The organism is Mycobacterium sp. 1081908.1 (assembly GCF_001673535.1).
Classification (GTDB): domain Bacteria; phylum Actinomycetota; class Actinomycetes; order Mycobacteriales; family Mycobacteriaceae; genus Mycobacterium.
Genome location: NZ_LZLY01000072.1, coordinates 17,371 through 29,486 on the forward strand (window position 1 = coordinate 17,371; position 12,116 = coordinate 29,486).

A 12,116-nucleotide genomic window follows, 5' to 3' on the forward strand; every position below is an offset into this window, starting at 1 on the left:
TATTCCGCGCAATTGGGAGCACCGGTCCGCTCGACCACCTTTTACAGGATTGACATCATGCGCATGCCGGGATGCAGCGGCCCCTTGGGGACGCGATGAGCGCGGTAGACCCCCAGTCGGACGCGCTCGCGACCCTCGACTGGCAGGAGATCACCTGCCAATCCGAGGGCGGCTGCACCAACCGCGCAACCCACATCGTGTACCGGCACGCCGTGGACCAATGCAACCGGCCGAACCTCGACCCCTCGGGCAACGTCGTCGAGATCCTGTGCATCGGGTGCCTGCGCCGGCTCAAGACCCAGGTGCTGGCTCAGGTCGACCGGATCAACCGTTGCCCGGGCGGCTACTGCCTGACGTGCGGGGCGCCGGTGCACAAGCTCTCCGACGTCATGCGCAAGATGGTGCAGCTGCGCACCTACGCCTGAGCCCTGCGCAAGATCAGCGAGGTTGCACCACTCCGCCCGCCGGGCGCTCCTCGACGTTGTTGAGAATCAGCTCGCGCACGGCGGGACGCGGTCCGTATGGCCGCAGCATGGTGCTGGCCGGTCGTGGTCGCACGTGCTGCGGCCACCAGAACCAGCGCCCGAGCAGGGTGGCCAGCGACGGCGTCATGAACGACCGCACGATCAAGGTGTCGAACAACAAGCCCAGCGCGATCGTCGTACCCACCTGGGCCATCACCAGCAGCGGGCTGAACATGAACGTGGCCATGGTCGCGGCAAACACCAGACCGGCGGAGGTCACCACCGAGCCCGAACCGGCCATCGCGCGGATCGTCCCCGTCTTCAGCCCGGCGTGAATTTCCTCCTTGAACCGCGAGATCAGCAGCAGGTTGTAGTCCGAGCCGACCGCCAGCAGCAGGATGATCGCCATCGCGAGCACCATCCAGTGCAACTTCATGCCCAGGATGTACTGCCATAGGAGCACGGAGAGTCCGAATGAGGCGCCCAATGACAGCAACACCGTCCCGACGATGACAACGGCCGCCACGACGCTTCGGGTGATCACCAGCATGATGATGAAAATCAGTGTGGCTGCGGCAATTGCGGCGATCAGCAGGTCGATATCAGAGCCGTCGTGCATGTCCTTGTACGTCGCGGCGGTACCGCCGAGGTACACCTTGGAGCCCTCCCAGGGCGTGCCCTTGATCGCCTCGTGCACGGCCTGCTTGATCGGTTCGATGTGGCTGATGCCTTCGGGACTCGCCGGGTCGCCCTCATGGGAGATGATCAAGCGCACGGCGTGCCCATCCGGCGAGATGAAGTTCTTCAGACCCCGCGCGAAATCCGGGCTCTTGAACGCCTCCGGCGGAAGGTAGAAGGTGTCGTCGTTCTTGGCCTTGTCGAAGGCATCGCCTTGGGCGGTGGCGTTGTCGGACTGCGCTCTCGCCTGTTCGTTGAGACCCGTCGTGGTCGCGTAGTTCGACATGACGGTGTCGAGGTTGCGCTGCTGGCTCTCGATCTGCGGCGGTATCAGCGCCACCAGCTTCGGCTGGATCTGATCCAGCTTGTCCAGGTTCGCGCTGAGGTTCACGATGTTCTGCGCCACCTGGTCGATGCCATCGAGCGCGTTGAAGATCGACCGGATCGCCCAGCAGGCCGGAATGTCGTAGCAGTGCCGCTCCCAGTAGAAGTAACTGCGAATCGGCCGGAAGAAGTCGTCGAAGTTGGCGATGTCGTCGCGCAGCGCCTCGGTGATCTGCACGGTTTCCTTGGTGAGCCTGGTGGTTTCGTGCGTGGTGTTGCTCAGGTCCTGGGTCACCTGCATCTGCTCATGCAGCGTTGCCATCGTTTTCTTCAGCTCGTCGGCCTGCTTGAGCAGGTTTGCCGCCTGCTCTTCCTGATAGTGCTGGGTCTGGATCCGCCCTGCGGCCTGTGCACCCATCTGAAAACCGAGGGTGCTGTGGTCGAGCGGTGTGCCCAACGGTCGGGTGATGGTCTGCACCCGTCCGATGCCGGGGATGTGGAACACCGCCTTGGCCACCTTGTCCAGGATCAGGAAATCGGCCGGGTTACGCAGGTCGTGATCGGTCTGGATCATCAACAGCTCGGGATTGAGCCGAGCCTGGTCGAAGTGCCGGTCCGCGGCGGCATAACCGACATTGGCCGGGGTGTCCGCCGGCAGGAAGTGGCGGTTGTCGTAGTCCGTCTTGTAACCGGGCAGGGCGAGCAGACCAACCAACGCGACCCCGATGGTCACCGCGAGAACCGGCGCGGGCCAGCGGACGACCGCGGTACCGATGCGACGCCAGCCCCGGGTCGCCAGCGTGCGCTTCGGATCCATGAGCTTGAAGAACGAAGCCACGGTCAGCACCGCGGGGCCGAGGGTCAACGCCGCGAGCACCGCTACCAACATGCCGATGGCGCACGGTGCGCCCAGCGACTGGAAATACGGCAATCGGCAGAAGCTCAGGCAGTACATCGCGCCGGCGATGGTCAGGCCCGACCCGAGCACGACATGCGCGGTGCTATGGAACATGGTGTAGAAGGCTTGTTCGCGGGTCTCGCCCAGACCGCGCGCCTCGTGGTAGCGGCCGACCACGAAGATCGCGTAGTCCGTTCCGGCGGCGATCGCCATCAACACCAACAAATTGTTGGCGAACGTGGAGAGTCCGATGATCTCGTTGTTGGCCAGCAAGGCAACGACGCCTCGAGCCGCGGCCAACTCGATGAACACCATCGCCAGCATGATCAGCATGGTGGTGACCGAGCGGTACACGAACAGCAGCATCACCACGATCACCACAAAAGTGACAAGAGTGACGAGCGCGACGCCCTTCTCGCCCGCGTGGGACTGGTCGGCGAACAGCGGACCCGGGCCGGTGACGTATGCCTTGATTCCCGGCGGCGCGGGCACCGAGTCCACGATCTTGCGGAGGGCTAGGGCAGACTCGCTGGCCAGCCCGCCACCCATGTTGCCGGCGAGGTAGACCTGCACGTACGCGGCCTTCTGGTCGTGGCTCTGGGAACCCGCCGCCGTCAGCGGATCACTCCAAAAATCCTGGACGTGCTGAACGTGTTGCTTGTCTTGCTCGACGCGCCTGACGATCTCGTCGTAGTAGCGGTGCGCCTCGGCCCCGAGCGGCTTGTCACCCTCCAGCAAGATCATGGCCGAGTTGTCCGAGTTGAACTCTTTGAACGTCGATCCGACCTTCATCGTCGACTGAAAGGATGCCGCGTCAGTCGGACTCATCGACACCGAGTGCGTCTTGGAGACGGCCTCCAGCTGCGGGGCCGCGGTGTTGGTGATGAAGACGATGCCCAACCACACCAGGACGATCGGCAGGGCGAGGCGGTGGATCATCCGCGGCAGGAACGGCGGAATCAGCGGCTGGTCGACGCGCGGCGGTGCCTGGCCTGCCTCGCTCATGCGGACTTGTCCAGGCAGTAGACGAAGGGGTTCACGGTTTCGTTGGAATCTGAGCGATTCGGAGCCTTGATGACGTCACCGTGCCCGTCGTGGTTGTTCACGACGAACTGGCAGGCGATCCAACTGCCGTCGCCTTGCGCCACCAGGTTCGCCGGGATGCCGGGCTTTGTGGAACTCAATATTTTGCTCCAGGGCAAGGGCACGTTGAGGGCCTGCTGCGGATGGGAGTTTTCGTCGAGGTAGTTGATGGTTGCCGTGCTGCCCGGTGAGCCCCAGACCTCGAGCGTGATCGTCTTGGCGTTGAACTCATCGAGGACCTCGCCCGAGGTGCCACCGCCGAACGAACCCTTGTGAACGCCGAAGACGCCGTGCAACCGGTACACGACGAATCCCGACACCGCTACCACAGCCACGATCGTGAGCACCAGCCAGAAACGGCCCAGCAACCCCTTCTTCTTGGCGCGCTGTGGGGCGACCTTGTTGCCCTCGCTGCCGGCGGAGCCCTGCTTCATCAGCGGCTCCGTCCTCGGCTCAGTCGTCGTCATGGGCGCTTCAGTCCTTCACCACGTGCGAAAAGTTAATTGACCTATGTGTAACCCTATCGAGGACCCACAGTGTCCCGTGGGTGTCGCTGCTGCGCTTGGTATCCGGCCGCCGCGGCGTGGCTTCCGACGCCATGCCGGTTGCAGTTCGCCAAGCCACCGCGCCTTGGTCTCCTTTCCGGTTCATGACGATTCGGAGACGAGGCCGACGCAGGTAGCCGTCAGCACTCGGGTAAGTGCGGATGCGAAATCGATGTTCCATTCGGGCGGGAGGGCCTCGGGCTCCTCGGCGTAGGCGTTGGTGAGCCGCTCCGGCGGGTTCGCGATGTGCCAGAAGGCCGAGGCCAAGGAGTAGGCGGCGATCAAGGTGTCGAAGGCGCCGGACCGGCCGAGCACGGGCAGCGCGCGCTCGATCGCGTCGGCGAGCGCGACCGCGGCGGCGGAGATGGTGCGCCGGATATCGACGACCCTTTCGACCTCCACCTCGTGCTCGAGGTGGAGGTGCAGGTTGGCGAGCAGGTCGCAGAACAGCGGGTCGGCGGCCAGCCCGTTGGCCAGCGTCTCGGCCACCCGCGCCGGTGACATCGGCCCCGGCTCGCCGAGTTGCGTACACACCGTGTTCGACCAGCGCACCCAGCCCTCGGCGGCGAGGTGCAGGAGGACCTCCTTGTGCGAGGTGAAGTAGCGGCGCACGGCCGAATAGTGGATTCCGGCGCGACCGGCGACGGCGGTCAGCGTGACCGACGCGACGCCCGTCTCGACCGCCAGCGAACGCGCGGCTTCGACGAGTGCCGCCGCACGCTGGCGCTTGTTCTCCTCCGTGCGGGCGCGCTGGAAGGTGAGTTGCGCCATCGGGCGAGGATAACGCACATTGTGTGATTTGTATAACGCACGCCGTGTGATTTGCGCCAGGTCACAGCTCGCAGTCGTTTTCCGGTTACGCACGTGATATGCGTTACACTCCAGGGCGCGAGGGGAAGGAGTCAACGGTCCCGGGCCGGGCGATAATCCAAGTCGTGATTTACTTAGGTAAGCCTTGGCTGTTCTCCCACCGGGATCGGCGGACGGGCGCAGCTCGGCGATCCGTAGTTGACCACGTTCGGCGGCGACGGACCGCACGCAGAATTACCGACCGCTGAAAGGGATTCCAATTTTCAAGGTGCTGTCCCGAACGTGGATCCCACTGATCATCGTGGCGGTCGTGATGGTCGGTGGCTTCATCGTGTATCGGGTCCACGGCTACTTCGGCTCGGAAAAGCGCGAATCGTATGCCGACAGCAATCTGCAGAACCCCAAGCCGTTCAACCCGAAACGGATCGTCTACGAGGTCTTCGGGCCCCCCGGAACCATCGCCGACATCAGCTATTTCGACGTCAACGCCGACCCGCAACGCGTCAACGGGGCGCCGCTGCCGTGGACGCTGCGCGTCACCACCGACAAGGCGGCCATGATGGGAAACCTCACGGCGCGGGGCGATAGCGACAGCATCGGCTGCCGCATCACGGTGGACGACGTGGTCAAGGCCGAGCGAATCTCCAACGGGGTCCACGCCTTCACCTTCTGCGTGGTGAAGTCGGCGTGACCAGTCGTCTGGCCGCGTTCGCCGGCGACACCCACGCCGAGCGCCCGCTCATCGCGCGGACCATCCACATCCTCGCGGTGCCGATCATCCTGTTCTGGGTGGGCGTCGCCATCGTCCTGAGCCTGTTCGTCCCGTCGCTGGAAGTGGTCGGGCAGGAGCGGTCGGTGTCGCTAAGCCCAAAGGACGCACCGTCATTCGTGGCGATGAAACAGATCGGCCACGCGTTCAACGAAGGCGAGACCGACAGCTCGGCGATGATCGTGCTGGAGGGCAGCCAGCCCCTCGGCGACGACGCCCACCGGTACTACGACACCATCATCCGCAAGTTGCGCGAGGACAAGGCGCACGTGCTGAGCATCCAGGACTTCTGGGGCGATCCGCTCACGGCGGCGGGCGCGCAGAGCAACGACGGCAAGGCCGTCACCGTGCAGGTCAATCTCGCCGGTAATCAGGGCGAGCCGCTGGCCAACGAATCCGTCGAATCCGTCCGCAAGATCGTGAACGGCGTGCCCGCGCCGCCCGGGGTCAAGGCGTACGTCACCGGCGTCTCGGCGATGGCCGCCGACCTGCACCACAGCGGCGACAAGTCCATGGTCCGGATCACGCTGACGACAGTCGCGGTGATCCTCATCGTGTTGCTGTTCGTCTACCGGTCGATCCTCACCGTGATCCTGTTGCTGATCACGGTGGGCTTCGAATTGACCGCGGCGCGTGGGGCCGTCGCGGTGATGGGACACTTCGGGCTCATCGGGCTGTCCACCTTCGCGGTCAGCCTGCTGACTTCGCTGGCGATCGCGGCCGGGACGGACTACGGCATCTTCATCGTCGGCCGCTATCAGGAGGCCCGCCACGCCGGCGAAGACCGGGAATCGGCCTTCTACACCATGTATCGCGGGACGGCGCACGTCATCCTGGGCTCCGGTTTGACGATCGCCGGGGCGATGTTCTGCCTCAGCTTCGCCCGGATGCCGTATTTCCAGACCCTCGGCATTCCGTGTGCGGTGGGGATGCTGCTCGCCGTGCTGGTCGCGCTCACGCTGGGCCCGGCGATCCTCACCGTCGGCAGTCGGTTCGGCGTGTTCGACCCCAAGCGCAAGCTCGGGGTCCGTGGCTGGCGGAGGGTCGGCACGGCCGTGGTCCGCTGGCCGCTTCCGATCCTCGCCGTCACCTTCGCCATCGCCCTCGTCGGTCTGCTGACGCTGCCCGGCTACCGGGCCAACTACAACGACCGCGAGTACCTGCCCAGCACCATCCCCGCCAACGCGGGCCTGACGGCAGCGGATCGCCACTTCTCGCAGGCCCGGATGAAACCCGAGATCCTGATGATCCAGGCGAACCACGACATGCGTAACCCGACCGACTTCCTGGTCCTGGATCGCTTGGCAAAGGGCATCTTTCGGGTCCCGGGGATCTCCCGCGTCCAGGCGATCACCCGGCCCGACGGGACGACGATGGACCACACGTCGATCCCGTTCCAGATGAGCATGCAGAACGCCGCTCAGACGCAGACCATGAAATACCAGCGCGATCAGATGGACAACATGGTCAAGCAGGCCGACGAGATGACCAAGACGATCGCCAACATGCAGCGGATGTACGACTTGATGACGCAGCTCGTCGGCACCACACACCGCATGGTCGGCGACACCGAACAGATGCAGCAGATCACCAACGAGCTACGGGACCGCATCTCGGACTTCGACGATTTCTGGCGGCCGATCCGCAGCTACTTCTATTGGGAGAGGCACTGTTTCGACATCCCGATCTGCTGGTCGATTCGCTCGATATTCGACGCGCTGGACGGCCTGGACCAGATCGACGAGCGACTCAACACGCTGGTCGGTGACATCAAAGACCTGGATCGGCTGATGCCGCAGATGATCGCCCAGTTCCCGCCGATGATCCAGACCATGGTGAACATGCGGACCATGATGCTGGACATGCACAGCACCATGTCCGGGATCTTCGAGCAGATGGACGAGATGAGCGACAACGCGACCGCGATGGGCCACGCCTTCGACGCCTCCAAGAACGACGACTCGTTCTATCTGCCGCCAGAAGTGTTCAAAAACAAAGACTTTCAGCGCGCCATGAAGAACTTCCTGTCCCCCGACGGGCACGCGGCGCGGATGATCATCCTGCATCGCGGCGATCCCGCGTCGGCCGAGGGCATCGCCAGCATCGACAAGATCCGCACCGCGGCCGAGGAGTCGCTCAAGGGAACCCCGTTGGAGGACGCGAAGATCTACGTGGCCGGCACCGGGGCCGTCTTCAAGGACATCGCCGAGGGCGCCAAATGGGACCTGGTGATCGCCGGAGTCTCCTCGCTGTGCCTGATCTTCATCATCATGCTGATCCTGACCCGCGCGCTGGTCGCCGCCGCGGTCATCGTCGGCACGGTGGCGGTCTCGCTGGGCGCGTCGTTCGGGCTGTCCGTGCTCGTCTGGCAGCACATCCTCGGCATCGATTTGCACTGGATGGTGCTGGCGATGTCCGTGATCGTCTTGTTGGCCGTGGGCTCCGACTACAACCTGTTGCTGGTCTCCCGGTTCAAGCAGGAGATTCACGCCGGGCTGAACACCGGCATCATCCGTTCGATGGGCGGCACCGGCAAGGTGGTGACCAACGCCGGCCTGGTGTTCGCGTTCACGATGGCGTCCATGGTCGTCAGCGACGTGCGGATCGTCGGGCAGGTGGGCACCACCATCGGGCTGGGCCTGATGTTCGACACGCTGATCATCCGCGCGTTCATGACCCCGTCCATCGCCGCGCTGCTGGGCCGCTGGTTCTGGTGGCCGATGCGGGTGCGCTCCCGGCCGCTGCGGGTTCCGGCGCAGCCGGTGCAGCCCCAGCCGCCGGACCGCTCCCTGGCCTACAGCGACTGATCCGTAGCCGCCGCGGCTCCGAATAACAGCCATGCCCACAGTCGCGCTGATCGGATTCCTCGGCGGCCTGATCACCGGCGTCTCGCCGTGCATCCTGCCGGTGCTGCCGGTGGTGTTCTTCTCCGGGGCCGGCAGCGCGCGCGACAGCAGCCCGCCGGCCCGGCCATACCTGGTGATCGCCGGGCTGGTCTGCAGCTTCAGCGCGGTCACCCTGGCCGGCTCGGCGCTGCTGTCGGCGCTGCACCTGCCGCAGGACGCGATCCGCTGGGCCGCGCTGGTGACGCTGACGCTCATCGGCCTCGGGCTGATCTTCCCGCCGCTGGCGCACCTGATCGAGCGCCCGTTCGCCCGCATCCCGCTGCCCGCGCTCGGCCCGAAAAGCCTGAGCAGAAACGGTTTCGGCCTCGGGTTGACGTTGGGCGCGCTGTATGTGCCGTGCGCCGGGCCGGTGTTGGCCGCCATCGTCGTCGCCGGCGGCACCGCGTCCATCGGCCCGCCGGTGCTGGTGTTGACGGCGGCGTTCGCGATCGGCACCGCGCTGCCGCTGCTGGTTTTCGCGCTGGCCGGGCGGCGCCTCGCCGAGCGCGTCTCCGCGTTCCGCCGCCGCCAGCACGTGATCCGGGTCGCCGGCGGGATCACGATGATCGTGCTGGCCGTGGCGCTGGTGTTCAACCTGCCCGCCACGCTGCAGCGCGCGGTGCCCGACTACACGACGGCCATGCAGAAAGGCATCGGGGCCAACGAGATTCGCCACCAGCTGGGCGCCACGGTGAAGGGCCAGCTGGCCGACTGCACCGACGGCGCCGCGGCCCTGCAGCAGTGCGGGCCGGCGCCCGCCGTCACGGGCATCACCGAGTGGCTCAACACCCCGGGCGGCGCACCGATCGACCTGGCCGCCCTGCGCGGCAAGGTGGTCCTGATCGACTTCTGGGCCTACTCGTGCATCAACTGCCAGCGCGCCATCCCGCACGCGCTGGGTTGGTACAACCGGTATCGAGACGACGGTCTGGTCGTCATCGGGGTGCACACGCCCGAGTACGCGTTCGAACGGGTTCCCGCCAACGTGGCCAGCGGCGCCGCCGCGCTGCACATCGCCTATCCCGTTGCGCTGGACAACGACTACGCCACGTGGAACGCCTACCAGAACCTGTATTGGCCGGCCGAGTACCTCATCGACGCCGACGGGACGATCCGCCACACCAAGTTCGGCGAGGGCGACTACGACACGACCGAGAAGCTGATCCGCGAATTGCTGGCCGCCGCCGACCCGGGCGTCAAATTGCCCGCCCCGACGGACGCGGTGGACGCCACCCCGCGGACCCGGCTCACACCGGAGACCTACCTGGGCACCGGCAAGGCCGTCAACTACGGCGGGGCGGGCGAATACCGGGCGGGCACAGCCACATTCGCCTACCCGCCGACCGTGCCCGACGACCGGTTCGCGCTGCGCGGCCGCTGGACGCTGGACGACCAGGGCGCCACCGCGGACAGCGACGACGCCGCCGTCCGGCTGAACTACACCGGCAAAAGCGTCTACGTCGTCGTCGGCGGCACCGGCACCATCACCGTGACCAGGGGCGGCAAGACGACCGCGACACAAATCGGCGGCCCGCCCACCCTGCACCAGATCGCCGCCGATGACGCCGCGCACCGCGACCAGCTGGACATGCGGGTCGGCAAAGGCCTGCAAGTGTTTTCGTTCACATTCGGCTGAGCCCGTCCGGCGGGCCGCCGGCTCCGAATAACCGGTGTGGATCAGCGAGAAGCCCGCTCGGTCGCGGTAATCGGCAGCGGCGTCGCCGGCCTCACCGCCGCCTACGTCCTGTCCGGTCGCGACCGGGTCACCCTGTACGAGGCCGACGCGCGGCTCGGCGGCCACGCGCACACCCACTACGTCGACGACGGTGACGGCCGGGTCGTCGCCGTCGACTCGGCGTTCCTGGTGCACAACGACCGCACCTACCCCACGCTGTGCCGATTGTTCGCCGAGCTCGGCGTCGCGACGCAGGAGTCCGACATGTCGATGTCGGTGCGCGCCGACGACATCGGGCTCGAATACGCAGGGGCCCTGGGCATTCGGGGCCTGTTCGCCTGCCGGCAGTCGCTGCATCCCCGCCATCTGCTGATGCTCGCCGAGATCGTCCGCTTCCGCCGCGCCGCGTCCCGCCTGCTGCACGACCGGCCACCGGGATAGGCGCATCGATGACGGGCGTTAGGCTACCGATCGATGAGCAACGAGCTGGACGCCCTGCTGCGCCAGGTCGCGCGCGGGGACAGCGCCGCCTTCGCGACGGTCTACGACCTCACCAAAGCTCGGGTGTACGGACTGGTGACGCGGGTGGTACGTGATCCCGGCTACGGCGAAGAAACCACCCAGGAGGTCTACCTCGAGGTGTGGCGCACCGCCGCGCAGTACGACCCCGCCAAGGGTTCTCCCCTGGCGTGGCTACTGACCATCGCGCACCGGCGAGCCGTCGACCGGGTGCGCGCCGAACAGGCCGGCAGCAGGCGCGAATCCCGCTACGGCGCGGCCAGCGCGGAGCCCGCCACCGACGTCGTCGCGGACTCGGCGATCGCCGGTGACGAGCGCCGCCGGGTGACCCAATGCCTGGACGCGTTGAGCGATGCGCAGCGGCAGTGCATCGAGCTGGCGTACTACCAGGGGCTGACGTACAGCGAAGTGTCGCAGCGGCTGGCCGCCAATCTGTCGACGATCAAATCGCGCATCCGCGACGCGCTGCGCGGCCTGCGTAACTGCCTGGACGCGCCATGACCGAACCGACCGAATTCGAACTGCTCGAGCTCGCCGCGCCGTACGCCCTGCACGCGGTGTCGGACGCGGAGCGCGCCGAGATCGAGCGCCGGGTCGCCGCGGCGCCGTCGCCGGTGGCCCAGGCCTTCAACGACGAGGTGCGCGCCGTCCGCGAGACGATGGCGGTCGTGTCGGCGGCGACCGCGCGCGAACCGCCGGCGCGCCTGCGGGCGGCCACGCTGTCGGCCGCAGCGCCGAGCAATGTCCGCCAGCTGCCTTGGCGCCGAACGATATTGGCTTCCGCGGCCGCGGCGGTCGTGGTGGGCGCCGCGGCGTTCGGGGTCGGCGTGCTGATGCGTCCGGCGGCGAAGCCCACGGTCGCCGAGCAGGTTCTGTCGGCCCCGGACGTCCAAACGGTCTCGCGTCCGCTGGCCAACGGGACCGCGACGGTGATGTTCTCCCGGGACCGCAACGCGGCGGTGCTGGTGATGAACAACGTGCCGCCCCCGTCCCCCGGCACCGTCTATCAGATGTGGCTGATCGGGGCCAACGGCCCGACGTCGGCCGGAACGATGGACGCGGCGGCGGTGTCGCCGTCGACGAAGGACACGCTCACCAACATCGGCGCCTCCACCGAGCTCGCGTTCACCGTTGAGCCCGGCAAGGGATCGGCGCAGCCGACCACCCCGATCCTGGCCGAGCTGCCGCTCAGCTAGGACTTCCTGAGGCCGCCCAGGATCGCGACGAGCACGCCCGCGGCGACCAGGGCGGCGCCGGCGACCAGCGTCAGGTCGAGCCAGTGGCGCAGGCCGGCCTCGGCGTGGGCGACCATCACCTCCGCGACCTGTCGGACGTTGCCGGTGGTGCGATTGAGCGCGTCGCCGACGTAGCGGCCACCGGCCTCGATGCCCGCCCAGCCCGCCCCTCCGACGAGCAGCGCCGAGACGCCCAGGCTGGTCAGGGCCTTGTCGCGGCGGCGCGCGGCG

Annotated in this window: 9 protein-coding genes and 2 pseudogenes; 7 read left to right on the forward strand and 4 right to left on the reverse strand. The window is 66.8% G+C overall.

The genetic code is table 11. The annotated features are described in order from the left end of the window. Positions 1 to 95: 95 nt before the first annotated feature. Positions 96 to 425: a hypothetical protein gene (locus A5655_RS10490; RefSeq protein WP_067009323.1), complete on the forward strand. Its 330-nt coding sequence runs from the start codon at positions 96 to 98 to the stop codon at positions 423 to 425. A gap of 13 nt (positions 426 to 438) precedes the next feature. On the opposite strand, the gene A5655_RS10495 is transcribed toward A5655_RS10490, so the two are convergent. From A5655_RS10495 to A5655_RS10505, 3 genes are all read right to left on the reverse strand, one after another. After that, on the reverse strand, positions 439 to 3,369 hold the full coding sequence (locus A5655_RS10495; protein ID WP_067009294.1) for an RND family transporter: 2,931 nt from the start codon (positions 3,367 to 3,369) through the stop codon (positions 439 to 441). Next, positions 3,366 to 3,914 (reverse strand): MmpS family transport accessory protein, encoded by a 549-nt coding sequence (locus tag A5655_RS10500; protein ID WP_067009297.1) that lies wholly within the window; start codon positions 3,912 to 3,914, stop codon positions 3,366 to 3,368. Before A5655_RS10500 ends, A5655_RS10495 begins: the two co-directional genes overlap by 4 nt. Positions 3,915 to 4,094: 180 nt before the next feature. Further along, positions 4,095 to 4,781: a TetR family transcriptional regulator gene (locus A5655_RS10505; protein WP_067009300.1), complete on the reverse strand. Its 687-nt coding sequence runs from the start codon at positions 4,779 to 4,781 to the stop codon at positions 4,095 to 4,097. Between the two features lie 289 nt (positions 4,782 to 5,070). Between A5655_RS10505 and A5655_RS10510 the strand changes: the two genes are divergently transcribed. The 6 genes and pseudogenes from A5655_RS10510 (at position 5,071) to A5655_RS10535 (ending at position 11,846) form a co-directional block, all read left to right on the forward strand. Then, positions 5,071 to 5,493 carry an MmpS family protein gene (locus A5655_RS10510; RefSeq protein ID WP_067009303.1) on the forward strand — a complete coding sequence of 141 codons (423 nt, stop codon included), beginning with the start codon at positions 5,071 to 5,073 and terminating at the stop codon, positions 5,491 to 5,493. 8 nt (positions 5,494 to 5,501) lie between these two features. Next, positions 5,502 to 8,378, forward strand: a complete 2,877-nt coding sequence (locus A5655_RS10515) for an RND family transporter (protein WP_197508659.1) — start codon at positions 5,502 to 5,504, stop codon at positions 8,376 to 8,378. A gap of 31 nt (positions 8,379 to 8,409) precedes the next feature. Next, positions 8,410 to 10,092: a cytochrome c biogenesis protein DipZ gene (locus tag A5655_RS10520; protein WP_067009309.1), complete on the forward strand. Its 1,683-nt coding sequence runs from the start codon at positions 8,410 to 8,412 to the stop codon at positions 10,090 to 10,092. A 36-nt stretch (positions 10,093 to 10,128) separates the two neighbouring features. Further along, positions 10,129 to 10,557: pseudogene (locus A5655_RS10525) on the forward strand (FAD-dependent oxidoreductase); the annotation flags it as partial. A gap of 48 nt (positions 10,558 to 10,605) precedes the next feature. After that, positions 10,606 to 11,151: a sigma-70 family RNA polymerase sigma factor gene (locus A5655_RS10530; protein WP_067009315.1), complete on the forward strand. Its 546-nt coding sequence runs from the start codon at positions 10,606 to 10,608 to the stop codon at positions 11,149 to 11,151. Beyond that, a complete protein-coding gene (locus A5655_RS10535) occupies positions 11,148 to 11,846 on the forward strand; it encodes an anti-sigma factor domain-containing protein (protein WP_067009318.1) in 699 nt (232 codons plus the stop codon). Before A5655_RS10530 ends, A5655_RS10535 begins: the two co-directional genes overlap by 4 nt. Here the strand turns inward: A5655_RS10535 and A5655_RS10540 are convergent. Further along, positions 11,843 to 12,116: pseudogene (locus A5655_RS10540) on the reverse strand (hypothetical protein); the annotation flags it as partial. The gene A5655_RS10535 and the pseudogene A5655_RS10540 sit on opposite strands and share 4 nt — an antisense overlap.